Genomic DNA, 19,515 nt, shown 5'->3' on the forward strand with positions numbered 1-19,515 from the left:
CTTCCGGATCGTCCGTGCGCGCCGCGTCCGCCCGCAATCCGCGCGCCCGACGGCGAGAAAGACCGTTTCCTTATCGATCCCCTCTCGGTAGAGAGCCATGCCGGCCCTGCCCTTTCGTCCCGGCGGCGATGCGAGCTTTGAATAGATGTCCCTGATACCGACCTCCCGAGACTGGCGCCTGGCCAATGCCGATTTCATCAACGGCATTCGGCGCTGGCAGATCTGGTACCTGCTTGGCGTGAGCGACATTCGCCAGCGCTACAAGCGATCCCGGTTCGGCCAGTTCTGGATCACCTTCAGCATGGCGATCTTCATCGCCGGCATCGGCTTCGTGTATTCGTTCCTGTTTCACCAGCCGATTCATGAATATATCCCCTATCTCAGCATCAACTACATCGTCTGGTCGCTGATCTCGGGCATCATGACGGACGGAACGACGGCCTTCACGTCGTCGGCGGTGTTCCTGCGGCAGGACGCATTGCCGAGGACGGTGTTCGTGCTGCGGCTTCTGGTGCGAAACCTGATCGCGTTCGGCCATAACATCATCATCCTGCCGATCGTGTTCCTGCTGTTCGAGGTCGTGCCGTCGTGGACGGTGGTGCTCGCCATTCCCGGCCTGCTGTTGTTGCTGGTGGCGGGGTTCCTGCTCGCGCTGCTGTTCGGCCTGCTCTCGACCCGCTTCCGCGACCTGCCACAGATCATCCAGAACCTGATCCAGGTGCTGTTCTTCGTGACGCCGGTGATGTGGCGGCCGGACCAGATGGGCGGTCAGGTGCGGTTCGTGGTGGAGCTGAACCCCGTCGGCGCGTTCCTGCGCCTCGTGACCGAGCCCCTGCACGGGCAGGTTCCGGACCTGATGACCTACGGCTATGCCTTCGTCATCATCGCGGTGCTGTTCCTGCTGACGTGGCCGCTGTTCGCCCGCTTCCGCGCCCGCGTCGTCTACTGGCTGTGAAGCCCGCGCGCCGGAGCGCCGCGCGCGGGACCAATGGTCCGGCGTGCGCGGCAAGCCCCGGCCTTCCATTCCCGGGTGCCTTCAGGCCGGACGAAGCCGTCCGGCGGAAGGCGCTCCAAGCCTCATCTCTCCGAGGAGAGCACCCATGCCGTCGATCGACCTCGTCGATGCGTCCGTCGAAATTCCGATCTACAACGCCCGCGGCCGCTCGCTGAAGAGCAGCCTGCTGCGCACCGTCGGCGGTGCCGTCGCCAACGACGACAGCATCGTCAGGGTGATGGCGCTGCGCAATATCGACCTCAGCCTGCGTACCGGCGACCGTCTGGCGATCGTCGGCCACAACGGCGCCGGCAAGTCGACGCTGCTGCGCGTGCTCTCCGGGGCCTACGAGCCGTCGAGCGGCACCGCGGAGATCAACGGCAAGGTCGCCTCGCTGCTCGACATCACCATGGGCATGGACCCGGAACTGACGGGCTCCGAAAACGTGGTGCTGCGCGGTGCCTTCGTCGGGCTGTCGTTCGCGGAGGCCCGGCGGCGCATTCCGGAGATCGCGGCGTTCTCGGAACTCGGCGATTATCTCGACCTGCCGATGCGCACCTACTCGACCGGCATGGTGCTGCGGCTCGCGTTCGCGATCTCGACCATCTCCCGGCCGGACATCCTGCTGCTCGACGAGCTGATCAGCGTCGGCGACGCCGGCTTCGCCTCGAAGGCGCGCGGACGGCTGGAGGAGATGATGGAGGGCGCCGGCATTCTGGTGCTCGCCTCCCACGCGGAGAAGGAGCTGAAGCAATATTGCAACCGCGCGATCCTGCTGCGCGAAGGCCGCATCCACCATGCGGGATCCGTCGAGGACGTGCTCGACGTCTACAACACCGAGCGGCTGGAGCAGGCGCAGAACACGCCGCTCAAGCCCTGACCGGCGCACGCGCGGGAGACGGCGGACCGGACGGCCGTTTCCGACCGGCGGCGAACCCGCCGCCGATCGCGTGAAAGCCCGCCCCGCCCGGAGCGAAATCCGGACGGGACAGCCCCGAAGGGCCTCAGGCGATGCGCTTCAGCGCGTCCGCGACGCTCGCCACGATGGTGTCGATGTGGCTGCGCTCGACGATCAGCGGCGGCGACATGGCGATGATGTCGCCGGTGACGCGGATCAGCGTGTCTCGGCCGAAGCAATCCACCATCACGTCATAGGCGCGGGTGCCCGGGGCGCCCGGCCGCGATTCCAGCTCGACCGCGCCGACGAGGCCGATATTGCGGATGTCGATCACGTGCGGCAGGCCGCGCAGCGAGTGCAGCGCCTCTTCCCAGTAGGGCGCCATTTCGGCCGCCCGCGTGAGCAGCCCTTCCGCCGCGTAGATGTCGAGCGTCGCGAGGCCCGCGGCGCACGCCACCGGATGACCGGAATAGGTGTAGCCGTGGGCGAACTCGATGAGGTTCTCCGGCCCCTTCATGATGCCGTCGTAGATCGCCCGGCTCGCGAACACCGCGCCCATCGGCACCGAGCCGTTGGTGATGCCCTTGGCGGTGGTGAAGAGATCCGGCTTCACGCCGAAGAACTGCGACGCGAACGGCGTGCCGAGACGGCCGAAGCCGGTAATGACCTCGTCGAAAATCAGGAGGATGCCGTGCTTGTCGCAAATGGCACGCAGACGCTCCAGATAGCCCTTCGGCGAGATCAGCACGCCGGTCGAGCCGGCCATCGGCTCCACGATCACGGCGGCGATGGTCTCGGCGCCGTGGAGCGCGACCAGCCGCTCCAGATCGTCGGCGAGTTCCGCGCCGTGCTCGGGCTGGCCCCTGGTGAAGGCGTTGCGGGCGAGATCGTGGGTGTGGCGCAGGTGATCGGCGCCCGCGAGCTGCGGGAAAACGCGGCGGTTGCCGACGATGCCGCCGACGGTGATGCCGCCGAAGCCGACGCCGTGATAGCCGCGCTCACGGCCGATGAGGCGCGTGCGGGTGCCCTCGCCGCGGGCACGATGATAGGCGAGCGCGATCTTCAGCGCCGTATCGACCGACTCGGACCCGGAATTGGTGAAGAACACCCGGTCGAGTTCCGGAGGGGCGAGTTCGGCGAGCCGCTCCGCGAACTCGAACGCCAGCGGATGGCCCATCTGGAACGAGGGGGCGTAGTCGAGCGTGGTGAGCTGCCTGGCGACCGCGTCGGCGATGGTCTGGCGGCCGTGACCGGCGTTCACGCACCAGAGCCCCGCGCTGCCGTCGACGATGCGGCGCCCGTCAACGGTGATGTAGTGCATGCCCTCGGCGCCGGCGATCAGGCGGGGAGCCGCCTTGAACTGCCGGTTGGCGGTGAAGGGCATGAAATACGGGTCGAGATTGGGGGCGTTTCTGAGGGTGTGAGCGGTCATGCGTTCAGGCCTTCGGCGGTGACGAGGTGTGGTGCGGCGCCCGGCGGCGGGCCTCCGGGCACGGGTGCGGGCATCGCATAGGGCATCGCGCGCGGGCGACGATCCTGACCGCGATGGGGTCACGATCGAAACACGGCAACAAGCCCTTTTCTTGAGAATCGTAACAGCTTGATTTAATTGAGGCGGGAGTGGCATGTTTGCGCGATCCGAAACGGATCAACACGCGGCGGCTCGGTTCCCGGGCGGCGGCGCAGGTCTCGGCGGACCGAGAGCGGCCGCGAACCGCCGCCGGCGGCCGCGCCTGCGGGAGGAGACAGCGTGAGCGTCGATGTCGGCCACCGGCTGCGCTATGTGCGCACCCTCAACAAGCTGTCGCAGCGCGCGCTTTCCAAGCGGGCGGGCGTGACCAACTCGACGATCTCGCTGATCGAGTCGAATCAGCTCAACCCGTCCGTCGGCGCGCTGAAGCGCATCCTCGACGGCATTCCCATCGGGCTGGCGGAATTCTTCTCGCTGGAGCCGGCGGCGCCCCGCAAGGCGTTCTACCCGGCGGCGGAACTCGTGGAGATCGGCAAGGGGCCGATTTCCTACCGGCAGGTGGGCGACAACCTGTTCGGGCGGCAATTGCAGGTGCTGAAGGAGCGCTACGAGCCGGGCGCCGACACCGGCCGGGTGCCGCTGGTTCACGACGGCGAGGAAGGCGGCATCGTCGTGGCGGGGCGGCTTGAGGTCACGGTGGACGAGGAGCGGCGGATTCTGGGCCCCGGCGACGCCTATTATTTCGACAGCCGGCGGCCGCACCGCTTCCGCTGCCTCGGTCCCGAGCCGTGCGAGGTGGTCAGCGCCTGCACGCCGCCGACGTTCTGAAAGCGGGCGGACGATCGCGAAACACGCGGGCGGCGGGCTGTTTTCGCGGCGTGCCACGATTTTGATCATTTTCAAAACGAGGATGGCCCGGCCCCAAAGAGGGACCGGGCCAGAACCCGCGACGGGGCGGGGGCGACCGTCTGGGTTCCAAGGGCGACCGACCTTGACGAGCCGAGGGGCGGGGGCAGCCACGGCTTGTCGGGACTTTTCGGCCGTCCCTGACTGAATGAGCCGAAATCCGCGGAAATCCGCCGATTTCTCTGTCTCATCGCTTCCTAAACGCCGCCGGGTTTCGATCCCTACGGCGTTATGTGTGAATATTTCCCACAAATTTTGAACCGTGTAAATCCCGTTCCGGGCCGAAGGCGCGGGATATTTCCACGCAGCGGCGGCCTCCCGCCCGGCGTTCGCTTGTGCACATATGTTAAAATTCCACGCTAGCCGGGTGGCGCCGGGCGGCGCCGGAATTCGCACCGGAATTTGACCGGGCGCCCTTTTTCGGGCCGTGCTTCGCCCCTATGACAGGCGGAGAGACCGCCGGCCGCTTCCGGCCCAGCATCAGGAGATGGCCATGAAGCCGTTCTTCATCCTCATCAAGTGCGCCCTCGGCCGCTCCTACGAGGTCGCCGCCGCGATCGCCGACAGCGAAGTCGCCTCCGAGATCTACTCGATCGCCGGCGAGCACGATCTTCTGGTGAAGATCTATGTCGAGGACGGCACCGACATCGGCCACTTCGTCAACGAGCGGATCCACTGCGTGCCGGGCATCGTCGACACCCGCACCATTCCGACCTTCAAGGCGTTCTGAAGCGCCCTCGCGGTGCGTTCTCGCAAGGCGCGGCAATCGGCGCTTCGACATCGCGGGGCTTCCGCATTACATTGAATTCTACAAACTCGGACTTCGCTCCGACGGCCCCCGCCATGTTGCTGCGACATGCGCAACGACGAGAGCCGCCAGGCGCGCCCTGCGATCCGGCGGGCGGCGCATGAACGAAGGCGGCGAGCCGAGTCAGCGGCGCGAAGGAACGCGACGAATGGACTATCAGGCTTATTTCCAGGATGCCGTCGCGGCCCTGAAGACCGAGCGACGCTACCGCGTGTTCGCGGATCTCGAACGGATCGCCGGCCGATTCCCCTATGCCCTCTGGCGCAACGGCGCCGAGACCCGGGAAATCGTGGTGTGGTGCTCCAACGACTATCTCGGCATGGGCCAGCACCCCGCCGTCATCGGCGCCCTGCAGGATGCGGCCGAGCGCATGGGCGCCGGCGCCGGTGGCACGCGCAACATCTCCGGCACCAACCACCCGCTGGTCGAACTCGAGGCCGAACTCGCCGACCTGCACGGCAAGGAAGCCGCCCTCACCTTCACCTCCGGCTACGTTTCCAACGAAGCGGCGATCTCGACCATCGCCCGGTTGCTGCCGAACTGCCTGATCCTGTCGGACCAGCTCAACCACGCCTCCATGATCGCGGGCATCCGCAATTCCGGCGCGGCCAAGCAGGTGTGGCGCCACAACGATCTCGACCACCTCGAAAGCCTGCTGAAGGCCGCCGGACGCGACCGCGCCAAGCTGATCGCGTTCGAGTCGGTTTATTCAATGGACGGTGACGTCGCGCCGATCGGCGCCATCGCCGACCTCGCCGAGCGCTATGGCGCGATGACCTATCTCGACGAGGTCCACGCCGTCGGCATGTACGGCGCCCGCGGCGGCGGCATCGCCGAGCGCGACGGCGTGATGGACCGGATCGACGTGATCGAGGGCACGCTCGCCAAGGGCTTCGGCGTGCTCGGCGGCTACATCACCGGCACCCAGCCGCTGGTCGACGCGGTCCGGTCCTACGCGCCGGGCTTCATCTTCACCACTGCCCTGCCCCCGGCGCTCGCCGCGGCGGCGACCGCCTCGATCCGCCACCTCAAGGCCTCCTCGACCGAGCGTCGCGCCCAGCAGCGCCAGGCGCACCGCACCAAGGAAGTGCTGGCGGCCGCCGGCCTGCCGGTGATGCCGAGCAGCACCCACATCGTGCCGCTTCTGGTGGGCGATCCCGAACAGTGCAAGGCCGCGAGCGACCGCCTGCTCGAGGTGCACGGCATCTATATCCAGCCGATCAACTACCCGACCGTGCCGCGCGGAACCGAGCGGCTGCGCATCACGCCGACGCCGTTCCACGCCGACGAGTTCATCGAGCAACTGACCGGCGCCCTCCTCGAAGTCTGGCAGACGCTGGGGCTGTCGCGCGAGCGGCCGGCGAGCTTCGACGACCACCTGTCGCATCCGACCTACGCCATCTTCCGGTCGGCGGGCGGCTGACGGCGAACGACGACCATTCCGGTTCGGGAATGCGCCGCGGGGACCTCTCCGCGGCGTTTTGCTTTGCGCCGGCGCTCCAGAACATGTCCCGTTCAGATCACGCGATGTGAACGACGCGGACGGGCTCGACGGTTTGCGTGTGGAGTGACTTCGGAGCGATCGGATGAGGTCGTCCGATCGGAAGGCGTTCAGCGCGCGGCGCCGACGCCCGCGAGGCGGATCGCCACCGGCACGCAAACCAGCAGCAGAACGAGCCGGACGAGCTGATGCGTGGCGACGAAGGCGGGATCGGCGCCGAGCAGCATCGCGAGCGCCGTCATGGCGTCGATGCCGCCGGGAGCGAAGGCGAGCAGCGCCATGGCCATCGTCGCCGACGTCGTCGCGACCACAGCCATGGCACCGGCGAGCGACACCGCGAGGCCGACGACCAGCGCGCCGCAGGACACGACCGCGAGCCCGGCGAACGCTCTGAGGCCGATGCCGCCGATGCGGCTTCCCGTGAGCGCGCCGAGGCAGACGAAGCCCGGCACCAGCAGCCACATCGGCAGCGGCAGCGCCGGCACCGCGCCGGTGCCGTGAAGGAGCGCACTCGCGAGGAAGGCGCCCGTGAGCATGCCCGCCGGAACGCCCAGCCGTCCGAACGCGAGGCCGGCGACGGCACCGCAGGCGATGAGGAGGGCGACGTCGGGAAGGCCGGCATGAAGGGCGGGAAAGGCGAGATCGACAGCCGTCTCTGCGGCCGGACCGCCGACGAGAAGCGGCAGCACCGCGACCAGGGTGAGAAGCCGGATCGACTGGGAGGTGGCGACGCGCTTGATGTCGGCCGGGCTCTGGACGGCGACGGCCATCACGTAGGAGAGCGCGCCGGGGATGCTGGCATAGAACGCCGTCGCCCTGTCCCACCGCGCGACGCCGCGCAGGAACAGGTAGCTGCCCCAGACGACGCCGGCGACCACGATCGGCAGAAGCGCCAGCGAGATCGGCCACTCGCGCACCCGGTGGATCGTCTCGGGCGTGATGCCCGTGCCCATGGAGACACCGAGAACGCAGAACACCACCGCGCGCAGGCCGAGCGGCACATGCGCCCTGAGCCCGGCGAGGGACGCGACGGCGACCGCGATCGCCGCGCCGCCGAGCCAGGCGGCCGGAAGGTCGATCCAGTCGAAGGCGAGCCCGCCGGCGGCGGCGACCGCGAGCGTCGGCACGGTGCGCCGCAGGGAGGCGCCGAGGCGACGGCCGAAAGCACCGGCCCGGAGCCTGAGACGGGCTGACGGTCCCGGTTTCTGTTCCCGCACCGGATTGTTCCGAAAACCTGTCCCCACTTTTCGGTCCGATGCTCCCGGTTTGTGTTCCCGCATCGGATTGTCCCGAAAACCGCCAGGAGATGAAGCCGGGCCAAGCCGGCAGGTGGGTGAAAGACGACACCGCCATAGCCTCCGCAGACGCGGAAAGCGATGACGGGCGGAGGTGGCTCGGTCGCCCGCAACCCGAGACGGACGCCCGACACCTATGGCTGCGGCTCAACCTGTTGCGGCTCGACCAGTTGTTCCTCGATCTTGCGCACGACCCGGCCCATCGCGCCGAGATAGCGCGCCGCCGCCGCTTCGATGCTCATGGCCGAGGCGAGATAGACGAGCCCGAGACAACCCATTAGCCCGGTTCCGCCGCGAATGGGCAGGGCGAGGCCGGCCATCTTCGATTCGTCGGACCAGCTCATGTAATTCTGTCCATAGCCGCGCTCGACCACGCGGGCCAGCATGTCGTCGAGCGCCGCGCGGTCGCGGGCGAGCCGGTATTCGGGCTGCGGACGGCGGGCGAGCAGATCGATGATGCTGTCCCGCTCCGTCGCGGGGCAGAAGGCGAGATAGGCCGTGCCGCTCGCCGTCTGCAACATCGGCATCCGCCGCCCGATCATCGAGCGGTGGAACGACAATTTGCTGAAGCGGTGGGTCGTCTCGCGCACCACCATGGCATCGACGTCGAACGTGCAGAGGTCGGTCGGCCAGACCACCTCCTTCAGCAACTGCCCGAGCAGCGGCGAGGCGAGCGTGGAGATCCAGTGCTCGTCGCGGAAACCCTCGCTGAGTTCGCGGACCCGCAGGTCCAGGCAATAGCGCCCGTCTGATTCGCTCCGGCGCACATAGCCTTCGGCCTGAAGGGTCTCCAGCAGCCGCTGGACAGTGGTGCGGTGCAGCTTTGTCAGCTCCGCGAGGCGCCCGACGCTGGCGCCGCCATCGACGCGGTTGAGCGCGTTGAGCAGCGCAAGGCCGCGGCTGAGCCCGCGCACCATCTTGTAAGGGCTTTGTTCCGTCATCGCGCCCGAACTCCCAACCCGGCTCCCGCTCCGAAACGCCGCGATTCCGGTCGCGGCTTCGGCTTCCGGGGTCTGCACCGGAAGTCTGCACCGGATCGACCTCGTGCACCAGGTGCACACATGGCGGGTTTCATATTCCGCTCGCCGCACCGCTGCGCTTACACTCACCTTGTTCAAAATAAAGAACGCGACCGGCAGGGAGGAGCATGCCACGCATCAGCGTCGGCTGCCCGATGTCACGGTCGAGGGAGCCACAATGACAATCAAGCTGAAGTGCCTTTCGCACACGCCTCTGCGTGGGCTCAACGATCCTGCTGCCGATGTCGTGGCGGAAGTTGACGCGGTGCTTGCCGCCGCCCGCGCGGATGTGGAGAAATTCGATCCGGAACTGATCGTCATCTTCGCGCCGGATCATTATAACGGGCTCTTCTACGATCTCATGCCGCCGTTCGTGATCGCGACGCACGCGGACTCGGTCGGGGATTATCGGACGCTGTCCGGCCCCCTCTCCGTCGACCGTGAAATGGCGCAGGAGATGGCGGGCTTCATCCTCGACCACGACGTCGACATCGCGCTCTCCCACCGCCTTCAGGTCGATCACGGCTGCACCCAGACCCTGGAAGAGCTGACAGGCAGCCTCACGCGCTATCCGGTCGTCCCGATCATCATCAATTCGGTCGCGCCGCCCTTCGCGCCCTATCGGCGGGTTCGCCGTCTCGGCGAGGTGGTGGGCCAGTTCATCGCGACGCTCGACAAGCGCGTGCTGATCGTGGGAACCGGCGGCCTTTCCCATGAGCCGCCCGTGCCGCTGCTCGACGGCGCCCCGGAGGCCGTCGGCGAATTCCTGATCTGCGGACGCAATCCCACGCCGGAGGCGCGGGCCGCCCGGCAGGAGCGCACCATCGCCGCCGGCAAGATCTACGGCACGGCCCTTTCCGCGCAGACCCCTCTCAACGCCGAGTGGGATCAGGCCTTCATCGATCTGCTCCTCAGCGGGCGGCTCGAGGCCGTCGACGATTTCAGCATCGAGGACATCTCGGAGGAAGCGGGCCGCTCCACCCACGAGGTGCGCACCTGGGTCGCGGCGTTCGCCGCCCTCGCCGCCGCGCGCGGCCCTTACGAGGCCCGCCGCGACTATTACCGGCCGATCAACGAATGGATCGCCGGCTACGGCGTCATGAGCGCCGAACCGCGCTGATCGCGACGGCCCGCGTCCGAGACCGAAGATCGGAGAACACCATGTTGGACAGACTGAAAACCACGCCCACCGAGGCGGAGATCGTCGCGCGCGCCGAAGCCATGATTCCGTGGCTGCGGGAGAAGGCCGATGCGGTCGAGAAGGCGCGCATGGTGCCGGCCGACACCATCGCGGCGTTCCAGGAAGCGGGGTTCTTCCGCATCCTGCAGCCGCGGCGCTGGGGAGGCTACGAAATGAGCCCCAACGTGCTCAACCGGGTGCTGATGGAACTCGGCCGCGGCTGCCCGTCGAGCGCCTGGAACGTCATGGTGCTCGGTGTCCATCCGTTCGAGGTGGGCCTGCTCGACCCGAAGTGCGGAGAGGAATTGTGGGGCGAGGATTCGAGCCGCCTGGTCTCCTCCTCCTACGCCCCGTTCGGCACGGTGAAGGCGGTCGAGGGCGGCTATCTCCTGAACGGCGACTGGCTGACGTCGAGCGGCTGCGACCACGCCTCGGGCGGCGCCTTCCTGGGCGGCCGCCTGAGCGAGAACGGCGAGATGGTGTTCCGCTCCTTCTGGGTCCAGGCGAGCGATTTCGAGATCGTGGACGACTGGTTCGTCGTCGGGCTGGCCGGCACGGGCAGCAAGAAGCTGGTGGTGAAGGACGCCTTCGTGCCGGCCTATCGCAGCCACGTCATCGCCGATTATGGCGAGAAGAGCCACGGACACGTCGACGACCTCTACAAGATGCCGTTCTTCTATGTGTTCTACGCCGCCGTCTCGTCGGTCATCGTCGGCATGGCGCGCGGCATGGTCGATCTCTACATCGAACACATGAAGCCGCGGCAGAACCTGAACCAGGCTGTCGGGGCCGCGGTGAACGACCCGTTCATCAAGGCGCGTCTCGGCGAAGCGTCCGCGAAGATCCTCGGCGCCGCCACCCGCATCCTGCACAACACCGACGAGGCCTGGAGCTACGCCGCCCGCGGCGAACTCGTGCCGCTCGACGTTCGGGTTCGCCACTTCGCCACCAACCAGTTCACCGGGGGCGAGTGCTTCGACGCCGCGCACATGATCTTCAAGAAGACCTCGACGCGCGGGGTGTGGCTGAACAATCCGATGCAGCGCCAGCTCCGCGACATTCTCGTTGGCGCCAATCACATCACCCAGAACCAGGACAATATCGGCGATCTTCTGGGCGGCCAGATGCTCGGCAATCCGATGCCCGCCGCCAATCCCTTCGGCGTGCGGCCGTGAACGCCGAGATCGCCGCGGCGCGCGGCCACATCAACCAGCGGCTCGACTGGACGTCGAACGAACGGCTCGGCCTGCTGCCGACCGTTCGCGCCGAGGATCACCGGCTCGGGATGCGCCAGCTCGCCGCCGGCGTCTCCATCATCACCACCCGCTGCGGCGAAACCCCGGTCGGCCTCACCGCCACCGCGGTGTGTTCGGTGACGGTCGATCCGCCGCGGATGGTGGTGCTCGTCAACAAGAAGGTCGCCGCGGCGGATGCCATCCTCGCGAGCGGCGCGCTGTGCATCAACGTGCTGTCGGCGGAGCAGGCGCAGCTTGCCCGGGTCTTCGCCGGCATGGTCGAGGGCGTCCACGGTCCGGCCCGGTTCGATTACGGCCGGTGGGGAACCCGCGTCACCGGCGCGCCGGTGCTCGAAGGCGTGCTCGCGAGCTTCGATTGCCGGGTGATCAAAGTCTTCGACGAAAGCACGCACCACGCGCTTCTGTGCGACGTGCTCGACATCTCCGAGCCGCCGGGCGGAGAGCCCCTGATCTACGTGAACGGCACCTTCTGCCGCGTCAGCCCTCTGGAATCCTGCGAATGAGCGAAGTCTTCACCGAGGCGGCCACGAGCCGCTTCGTCCGCGTGCGCGAGGGCGCGGGCGACCTCAACATCCACTATAACGATTGCGATCCCGGCGACGCCCGGGAGACGGTGGTGATGCTGCACGGCTCGGGCCCCGGCGCGTCGGGGTGGGCCAATTTCAACCGCAATATCGAGCCGCTGACGGACGCGGGCTACCGCGTCGTCCTCGTCGACTGTCCCGGCTGGAGCAAGAGCGACACCATCGTCAGCACGGGGTCGCGCTCGAACCTCAACGCCCGCGTTCTTGCGGGCGTCGTCGATGCGCTGGAGCTCGACCGCGTCCACCTCGTCGGCAACTCCATGGGCGGCCACAGCGCGGTCGCCTTCGCGCTCGACCATCCTGCGCGGGTGGGCCGGCTGATCCTGATGGGCGGGGGCACCGGCGGCGCGAGCCCGTTCACGCCGATGCCGACAGAGGGCATCAAGCTCCTCAATGCCGTCTACCGCGCGCCCACCATCGAGAACCTGAAGGCGATGATGAACATCTTCGTCTTCGATCCGGGCAGGCTCACCGAGGAGCTGTTCCAGGCGCGTCTCGAAAACATCCTGAAGCGCCGCGATCATCTGGAAAGCTTCGTCGAGAGCCTCGATCGCAACCCGAAGCAGTTCCCCGATTTCGGGTCGCGGCTCGCTGAGATCACGGCGCCGACGCTGGTCGTGTGGGGCCGCAACGACCGCTTCGTGCCGATGGACGCGGGGCTGCGCCTGATCGCGGGCATCCCGAATTCCGAACTCCACGTCTTCAACAATTGCGGCCACTGGGTGCAGTGGGAACACGCCGCGGCGTTCAACGCGCTGGTGCTCGGCTTCCTGGCAAGGGGGGCGGCATGAGCGCGGACCCCATCGCCGCCGCGGCAGACCGCCTTTACGAGGCGGCACGCACCGGCCATCCCTGCGAGCCGGTGCGCGACCTCATCGGCCTCGACCTCGATGCCGCCTATCGCGTCCAGTTCCTCAATACCCGGCGCGCCACCGAGGCCGGGCGACGGCTCGTCGGGCGCAAGATCGGCCTCACCTCCCGCGCGGTGCAGCAGCAGCTCGGCGTCGACCGGCCCGATTTCGGGGTGCTGTTCACCGACATGGAATATGGCGACGGCGAGGAGATCCCGTTCGACCGCCTGCTCCAGCCGAAGGCGGAGGCGGAGGTCGCCTTCGTCCTGAAGGCCGACGTGCTCGCCCCCGACGCGACCCCGACCGAGATCTGCCGGGCGGTGGATTATGTCGTCCCGGCGATCGAGATCGTCGGCAGCCGCGTCCGGAACTGGGACATCCGCATCTCCGACACCATCGCCGACAACGCATCGAGCGGCTGCTACGTCGTGGGCGGGCCGCTGCGGCGCCTGGAGGGCCTGGATCTTCCGGCGCTCGGCATGACGCTCGCGCGCAACGGGGTCGCGGCGTCTCACGGCAACGGGGCCGCCTGCCTCGGCAATCCGATCAACGCGGTGGTCTGGCTCGCGCGCACCTGCGCCGCCCTCGACATGCCGCTGCGCGCCGGCGACGTGGTGCTGAGCGGTGCGCTCGGGCCGATGGTTCCGGTCGCCCCCGGCGACCGCCTCGAAGCCCGCATCGCCGGCCTCGGTGCCGTGACCGTGTCGATCGGCGCGGCCGCTCTTTCGGAGAAAGCCCCATGACGACGCGTAAACTGAAAGCGGCGATCATCGGGTCGGGGAATATCGGCACCGACCTGATGATCAAGATCATGCGGATGTCGCGGCACCTCGAAATGGGCGCCATGGTCGGCATCGATCCCAATTCCGACGGTCTCGCCCGCGCGGCGCGCCTCGGCGTGCCGGTGACGCACGAGGGCATCGCCGGCCTCACCCGCCTGCCCCATTACCGCGACATCGCCGTGGTGTTCGACGCGACCTCGGCCAAGGCGCACATCGCCAACAACGCGGTGCTGCAGAAGGACGGCAAGAAGGTCATCGATCTCACGCCGGCGGCGATCGGGCCGTTCACGATCCCGGCGGTCAACGGCGAGGCGAGCCTCGACGCGCCGAACATCAACATGGTGACCTGCGGCGGCCAGGCGACCATTCCGATGGTGTATGCGGTGCGCCGCGCCACCGACCGCGTGATCTGGGGCGAGATCGTCGCCTCGATCTCCTCGCGCTCGGCCGGACCCGGCACCCGCGCCAACATCGACGAATTCACCGAGACGACGTCGAAGGCGATCGAGGTGCTCGGCGGCGCCGAACGGGGCAAGGCGGTCATCATCCTGAACCCGGCCGAGCCGCCCCTCATCATGCGCGACACGGTCTTCACCCTCAGCCAGGGCGGCGACCGCGACGCCATCGAGGCCTCCATCCTCGACATGGTGGAAACCGTCCGCGCCTACGTGCCGGGCTACCGGCTCAAGCAGCGGGTGCAGTTCGAAACCGTCGGCGACAATGCGCCGGTGCGGATTCCGGGCTTCGGCCCCGCGACCGGGCTGAAGACGACGATCATGCTCGAGGTCGAGGGCGCCGCGCATTATCTGCCGGCCTATGCCGGCAATCTCGACATCATGACCTCCGCCGCCCTGGTCTCCGCCGACCGGTGGGCGGGACGGATCCTTGCGAAGGACGCCGCGTGATGGCCCGACCCGACAAGACCAAACTCTACGTCCAGGACGTGACCCTGCGCGACGGCATGCACGCGGTCCGCCACCAGTACGATCTCGCGACCACGAGGGCGATCGCCCGCGCGCTCGACCGGGCCAGGGTCGATGCCATCGAGATCAGCCACGGCGACGGCCTCAGCGGCGCGACCTTCAATTACGGCTTCGGCGCCCACGGCGACGCCGAATGGATCGCCGCCGTGGCCGGGGAATGCAGCCATGCCGTCGTCACGGTGCTGCTGCTGCCCGGCATCGGCACGGTGCACGACCTGAAGGCCGCCTACGATGCCGGCGCGCGCTCGGTGCGCGTCGCCACCCATTGCACCGAGGCCGACGTGTCGCGCCAGCACATTGAGGCGGCGCGCGCCCTCGGCATGGATACCGCGACCTTCCTGATGATGGCGCACATGATCCCGCCCGAGGCGCTGGCGGAGCAGGCGAAGCTGATGGAGAGCTACGGGGCGGAATGCGTCTACGTAACGGATTCCGCCGGCGCCCTGCTGCCGGAGGACTACACCGCCCGGGTGCGGGCGCTGCGCGACGCGCTGAAGCCCGAGACGGAGATCGGCGTCCATACCCACCACAATCTCACCCTCGGGGTGGCGAACGCCGTCGCCGGGATCGAGGCCGGCGCCGTCCGCGTCGACGCCTCCCTCGCCGGCATGGGTGCCGGCGCCGGCAACGCGCCGCTCGAAGCGCTCGTCGCCGTGCTGAAGCGCAAGGGCCTCGAAACCGGCTGCGACCTCAACGCGCTGATGGATGCCGCCGACGATCTCGTCCGTCCGCTCCAGGACCGGCCGGTGCGGGTGGACCGGGAAAGCCTCTCGCTCGGCTATGCCGGGGTCTATTCGAGCTTCCTGCGCCATGCCGAGAACGCCTCCGCGCTCTACGGCGTCGATACCCGCGACATCCTCGCCGAACTCGGCCGCCGCCGCATGGTCGGCGGACAGGAGGACATGATCGTCGACGTCGCTCTCGACCTCGCCGCGCGCAGGGACGCGGCGGCCTGACACTCAAGGCGCGCGGGTCTAGTCCATCCCGCGCGCTGCCCACCGACACTAAAACCGCCGGGCCTCAAGGTCACGGCGGACGCCAAGAACAAGCGGCTGCAAAGCGCCGCGCTGACCGGAGGAAAATGCCGTGACGAAGGCGATGAAAGCGCCCGCCGCAAGCGGGCGCGTGCTCCTGTACGTATTTCTGGCGGCCATCATCGAAGGGTTCGACCTTCAGGCCGCCGGCATCGCCGCGCCCAAGATCGGGCCGGCGTTCAGCATGTCGCCGCAGCAGATGGGGCTGTTCTTCTCGTCGGCGACGTTCGGCCTGATGTTCGGCGCGCTCGCCGGCGGCTACGCGGCCGATCGCTGGGGCCGGCGCGCGGGATTGACGTTCGCCCTCGGGGCGTTCGGCTTCGCCTCGATCGCGACCGTGCTTGCGACATCGGTCGAATCCCTGATCGTGCTGCGTTTCATCACCGGCCTCGGTCTCGGCGGCGCGCTGCCGAACCTCGTCTCCATCGCCGCCGAGGCGGTGGGACCGGAGCGCAAGGGGCGCGCGGTGGCGCTGATGTATGCCGGCATGCCGCTCGGGGCGGCGGTCGCGAGCCTCGTCGCCCTGCTCGGCTTCCATGGCGGGGACTGGCGGTCGATCTTCCTCGTCGGCGGATTGCTGCCGCTGCTGCTGGTGCCGTTCATCTATCTCGGCCTGCCGGCGATGAAGATCACCCGGGGCGCGAACGCGCCGAAGATGCCGTGGACCGTGGTGTTCCGGCGCGACGCCATGGCGGCGACGCTGCTGCTCTGGAGCGCGTTCTTCCTCGGCCTCCTCGTCGTCTATCTCCTGATGAACTGGCTGCCGCAATTGCTGGTGGCGCAGGGCTTCTCCCGGGACGAGGCGTCGCTCGCGCTCATCCTCTACAGCCTCGGCGGCGCCGTCGGCAGCCTGCTCGGCGGGCGCGTGCTCGACAGCGCCCACCGCGTCGCGGCCATCGCCGCGAGCTTCGCCTTCGTCGCGGCGATCCTCGCGCTGCTCGGCGTTCTCACGCCGGCCCTCTCCACCATGCTCGCGACGGTGACGCTCGCCGGCATCGGCGTTCTCTGCGTCCAGTCGATCCTCTACGGGATCGCGCCGCAATGCTATCCGGCCGAGATCCGGGGCACCGGCGTCGGCGTGGTGGTGGCGGTCGGACGGCTCGGATCGATGGTCGGCCCGCTGCTCGCGGGCCTGCTCGTCGCCCAGGGCAGCACGCCGAGCGGCATCATGCTGGTGCTCGTGCCGATCATCCTCGCCTGCGGCATCGGCACGCTCGCCCTCGTCGCCGCCCGCTTCCGCCCGGTCCTTGCGTGAAGCCGTGCTTGCGTGAAGCGGTGCTTGCGTGAAACGGTCGCCGCCTGACCGGGTGGGGAAGCTTTTCGCATCGCACATGAGGGGGCCATCCGGCCCCCTCGTCGGCGCCGGGGTCGAGGATCGTCCGATCCCGCGCGACGGTGACCGGCGGCCGGAATGCCCCTCGGGGCGCCATCGTCACGGCGCCATTCTGCGGATGGCGTCCGGAACGTCATATCCCCAAGTGCCGTAAATCCGGGCGATCACCTCCGCCATCAAGGCGATCTCGGGGGAGTGGTCGCCGACGCGAACGCTCATGATGATCGGCGACGTGGGGCGTTCGACGAGATCGCGGTAGCACACCCCCTCCACCTGGAAGGTGCGGACCGATTCCGGGACGATGGCGATGCCCTCCTCCGCCGCGACGAGGCCGATCGCGATCTGGAGCTCGCGGGCTTCGTGGCCGATGCGCACGGCGACGCCGTGATCGTGGAGAAGCCGCAGAACCTGATCGGCATAGCTCGGGCGCGGCTGACGGGGATAGAGCACCACCGGCTGGCCCTCGAAGTCCTGCAACGACAGCGCCCCCTCCTTCAGCGCGAGCGGATGACCGGCCGGGATGGCGGCGATCAGGCGCTCCTGGCGCAGCACGATCCGCCGCACGGCGTCGTCCTCGAAGCTGATCCGGCCGAAGCCGACATCGATGCGGCCCTCCTTGAGGGCACTGATCTGCTCCAGCGTGACGAGTTCGACGAGGGAGAGATCGAGATTGTGCGTGGATGCGCGGAAATCGCGGATGATCTGCGGCAGACGGGCAAAGATGGTCGAGGCGACGAAGCCGATCGCGAAGCGGCGGCGTTCGGCGACGACGGCCCGGCCCACCATCTCCCGCATTTCGGCGACCCGGCCGAGCACCTGGGACGCCTGTTCGAGCACCAGCCGGCCGATGGGCGTGAGCTGCAGGGGGCGCGCGGCGCGGTCGAACAAAGGGGCGCCGATTTCGGCCTCGAGCTGCTGGATCTGCCGGCTGAGCGGCGGCTGGGCGATGTTGAGCCGCGCCGCCGCGCGGGTCACGTTCCGCTCCTCGGCGACGGTCACGAAATAACGGAGCTGCCGCAGGTCCATCGCTGCCTCCATACCCTTTAGGTATGGAGTACGGACCCAATCGGTCTTTGGCAAGGGCAGGCCGCGCCCGTAAGGTTGCGGTCAGAACAGCCAAAACCCCGATACCGAGACGGTTCCCGTGCCCGACGCCATCACCCTCGCTTCGATCGAAACGCTCATCGTCGATCTGCCGACGATCCGGCCCCATGTGCTGGCGATGGCGACGATGCACCGGCAATCGATCGTGCTGGTGCGCCTGCGCGGTTCCGACGGGATCGAAGGCATCGGCGAAGGCACGACGATCGGCGGCCTGAGCTACGGCGACGAGAGCCCGGAAGGCATCAAGCTCGCGATCGATACCTATATCGTTCCGGTGCTGCGCGGATGCGATCTCGGACGGATCACGGCGACGATGGCGGCGATCGGCCGCCACGTGAAGGGCAACGTCATCGCCAAGTGCGCGGTCGAAACGGCGCTGATCGATGCGCTCGGCAAGCGTCTCGGCCTGCCGGCGTCGCACCTGATCGGCGGCGGCCCGGTGCGCGACCGGCTGCCCGTCGCCTGGACGCTGGCGAGCGGCGACACGGGGCGAGACATCGCGGAGGCCGAGGCCATGCTCGACGCCCGCCGCCACGACATCTTCAAGCTGAAGATCGGCAAGCGTGCCGTGCGGGAAGACGTGGCGCACGTCGCCGCCATCAAGCGCGCCCTGGGCGACCGGGCGAGCGTGCGCGTCGACGTCAACCAGGGCTGGAACGAAACCGACGCCGATCTCGGCATGGCGCTGCTTCAGGACGCCGGCATCGACCTTGTCGAGCAGCCCGTTTCGCGCCGCGCCCGCGCCGCGCAGGCCCGCCTTTCCGCCCGCCACCGCATCCCGATCATGGCGGACGAATCCCTCGGCGGCGCGGCGGAGGCGTTCGATGTCGCGGCGTCGGGCGCGGCGCGGGTGTTCTCGGTCAAGATCGCGCAATCTGGCGGCCTCCATGCCGCGCACGCCGTCGCCACCATCGCGGGTGCCGCGGGCATCGGCCTCTACGGCGGCACGATGCTGGAAGCCGGCGTGGGCACCGCGGCCTCCGCCCATCTGTTCGCGAGCCTGTCGACACTCGATTGGGGCACCGAGCTGTTCGGCCCGCTGCTGCTGACCGACGAGATTCTGGCGGAGCCCCTCACCTACCGGGATTTCGCCCTCGACGTCCCGACCGGTCCCGGCCTCGGGGTGGTGCTCGACGAGGACAAGGTCGCGCATTACCGGCGCGACCGCACCGCCCCCAATCTTCATGTGGTGGAGACGAGCACGGATGCTCTTCAAAGTGGAAATGGACATCACCATCCCGCCCGGGTTCGATCCTGACGGGCTGGACCGGCTCAAGGCGGCGGAGAAGGCGCGCTTCCAGGAGCTTCAGCGCGCCGGAACCTGGCGGCACATCTGGCGGGTGGTCGGCCGCTACGCGAACGTCAGCATCTTCGATGTCGAGAGCAACGCGCACTTGCACGACATCCTGACCACCCTGCCGCTCTACCCCCTCATGACGATCACGGTGACGGCACTCTGCCGCCATCCCTCGACCATCCACGACGACGACCGCTGAAAGCGGCCGCGCGCACAACG

Annotated in this window: 19 protein-coding genes; 15 read left to right on the top strand and 4 right to left on the bottom strand. The window is 68.3% G+C overall.

The window, feature by feature from the left end:
• The first annotated feature begins 145 nt into the window (after positions 1-145).
• Complete coding sequence (locus tag BUF17_RS17880) at positions 146-955, top strand: ABC transporter permease (protein WP_139282583.1); 810 nt, start codon at positions 146-148, stop codon at positions 953-955.
• Between the two features lie 145 nt (positions 956-1,100).
• Entirely contained in the window at positions 1,101-1,874 is a 774-nt protein-coding gene (locus tag BUF17_RS17885; RefSeq protein ID WP_073631259.1) for an ABC transporter ATP-binding protein, read from the top strand.
• Between the two features lie 124 nt (positions 1,875-1,998).
• Here BUF17_RS17885 and aptA read toward each other — a convergent pair whose 3' ends face one another.
• Positions 1,999-3,324, bottom strand: a complete 1,326-nt coding sequence (gene aptA, locus BUF17_RS17890) for an omega-aminotransferase AptA (RefSeq protein ID WP_073631261.1) — start codon at positions 3,322-3,324, stop codon at positions 1,999-2,001.
• 318 nt (positions 3,325-3,642) lie between these two features.
• Here aptA and BUF17_RS17895 point away from each other — a divergent pair, with 318 nt between their 5' ends.
• The 3 genes from BUF17_RS17895 (at position 3,643) to hemA (ending at position 6,500) form a co-directional block, all read left to right on the top strand.
• Positions 3,643-4,191: a cupin domain-containing protein gene (locus BUF17_RS17895; protein WP_073631263.1), complete on the top strand. Its 549-nt coding sequence runs from the start codon at positions 3,643-3,645 to the stop codon at positions 4,189-4,191.
• Positions 4,192-4,762: 571 nt separating this feature from the next.
• Positions 4,763-4,999, top strand: coding sequence for an Lrp/AsnC ligand binding domain-containing protein (locus tag BUF17_RS17900; protein WP_073631444.1), 237 nt, complete (start codon positions 4,763-4,765; stop codon positions 4,997-4,999).
• A 226-nt stretch (positions 5,000-5,225) separates the two neighbouring features.
• Positions 5,226-6,500, top strand: a complete 1,275-nt coding sequence (gene hemA, locus BUF17_RS17905) for a 5-aminolevulinate synthase (RefSeq protein WP_073631265.1) — start codon at positions 5,226-5,228, stop codon at positions 6,498-6,500.
• A gap of 188 nt (positions 6,501-6,688) precedes the next feature.
• Here the strand turns inward: hemA and BUF17_RS17910 are convergent, their stop codons facing one another.
• Together BUF17_RS17910 and BUF17_RS17915 are read right to left on the bottom strand one after the other, a co-directional pair.
• Positions 6,689-7,795: an AbrB family transcriptional regulator gene (locus BUF17_RS17910; protein WP_175563736.1), complete on the bottom strand. Its 1,107-nt coding sequence runs from the start codon at positions 7,793-7,795 to the stop codon at positions 6,689-6,691.
• Between the two features lie 212 nt (positions 7,796-8,007).
• Complete coding sequence (locus BUF17_RS17915) at positions 8,008-8,814, bottom strand: DNA-binding transcriptional regulator (RefSeq protein WP_073631267.1); 807 nt, start codon at positions 8,812-8,814, stop codon at positions 8,008-8,010.
• 256 nt (positions 8,815-9,070) lie between these two features.
• Here BUF17_RS17915 and BUF17_RS17920 point away from each other — a divergent pair, with 256 nt between their 5' ends.
• From BUF17_RS17920 to BUF17_RS17955, 8 genes are all read left to right on the top strand, one after another.
• Complete coding sequence (locus BUF17_RS17920; RefSeq protein WP_073631269.1) at positions 9,071-10,012, top strand: 3-carboxyethylcatechol 2,3-dioxygenase; 942 nt, start codon at positions 9,071-9,073, stop codon at positions 10,010-10,012.
• Between the two features lie 41 nt (positions 10,013-10,053).
• On the top strand, positions 10,054-11,247 hold the full coding sequence (locus BUF17_RS17925; protein WP_175563737.1) for an acyl-CoA dehydrogenase family protein: 1,194 nt from the start codon (positions 10,054-10,056) through the stop codon (positions 11,245-11,247).
• Entirely contained in the window at positions 11,244-11,831 is a 588-nt protein-coding gene (locus BUF17_RS17930; protein WP_244530943.1) for a flavin reductase family protein, read from the top strand. The genes BUF17_RS17925 and BUF17_RS17930 overlap by 4 nt, the downstream gene beginning before the upstream one ends.
• Positions 11,828-12,703: an alpha/beta fold hydrolase gene (locus BUF17_RS17935; protein ID WP_073631271.1), complete on the top strand. Its 876-nt coding sequence runs from the start codon at positions 11,828-11,830 to the stop codon at positions 12,701-12,703. Before BUF17_RS17930 ends, BUF17_RS17935 begins: the two co-directional genes overlap by 4 nt.
• On the top strand, positions 12,700-13,506 hold the full coding sequence (locus BUF17_RS17940; protein WP_073631273.1) for a 2-keto-4-pentenoate hydratase: 807 nt from the start codon (positions 12,700-12,702) through the stop codon (positions 13,504-13,506). The genes BUF17_RS17935 and BUF17_RS17940 overlap by 4 nt, the downstream gene beginning before the upstream one ends.
• Positions 13,503-14,450: an acetaldehyde dehydrogenase (acetylating) gene (locus BUF17_RS17945; RefSeq protein WP_073631275.1), complete on the top strand. Its 948-nt coding sequence runs from the start codon at positions 13,503-13,505 to the stop codon at positions 14,448-14,450. Before BUF17_RS17940 ends, BUF17_RS17945 begins: the two co-directional genes overlap by 4 nt.
• Positions 14,450-15,484 (top strand): 4-hydroxy-2-oxovalerate aldolase, encoded by a 1,035-nt coding sequence (gene dmpG / locus BUF17_RS17950; protein WP_073631277.1) that lies wholly within the window; start codon positions 14,450-14,452, stop codon positions 15,482-15,484. Before BUF17_RS17945 ends, dmpG begins: the two co-directional genes overlap by 1 nt.
• 130 nt (positions 15,485-15,614) lie before the next feature.
• Complete coding sequence (locus BUF17_RS17955; RefSeq protein WP_244530944.1) at positions 15,615-16,817, top strand: MFS transporter; 1,203 nt, start codon at positions 15,615-15,617, stop codon at positions 16,815-16,817.
• Positions 16,818-16,994: 177 nt separating this feature from the next.
• On the opposite strand, the gene BUF17_RS17960 is transcribed toward BUF17_RS17955, so the two are convergent.
• Entirely contained in the window at positions 16,995-17,921 is a 927-nt protein-coding gene (locus BUF17_RS17960; RefSeq protein ID WP_073631279.1) for a LysR family transcriptional regulator, read from the bottom strand.
• Between the two features lie 118 nt (positions 17,922-18,039).
• On the opposite strand from BUF17_RS17960, the gene BUF17_RS17965 reads away from it, so the two are divergent.
• Together BUF17_RS17965 and catC are read left to right on the top strand one after the other, a co-directional pair.
• Positions 18,040-19,257: a muconate/chloromuconate family cycloisomerase gene (locus BUF17_RS17965; RefSeq protein WP_175563738.1), complete on the top strand. Its 1,218-nt coding sequence runs from the start codon at positions 18,040-18,042 to the stop codon at positions 19,255-19,257.
• Positions 19,205-19,495 carry a muconolactone Delta-isomerase gene (catC, locus tag BUF17_RS17970; protein WP_073631281.1) on the top strand — a complete coding sequence of 97 codons (291 nt, stop codon included), beginning with the start codon at positions 19,205-19,207 and terminating at the stop codon, positions 19,493-19,495. The genes BUF17_RS17965 and catC overlap by 53 nt, the downstream gene beginning before the upstream one ends.
• Positions 19,496-19,515: the final 20 nt, after the last annotated feature.

Source organism: Pseudoxanthobacter soli DSM 19599 (assembly GCF_900148505.1).
Classification (GTDB): Bacteria; Pseudomonadota; Alphaproteobacteria; order Rhizobiales; family Segnochrobactraceae; genus Pseudoxanthobacter; species Pseudoxanthobacter soli.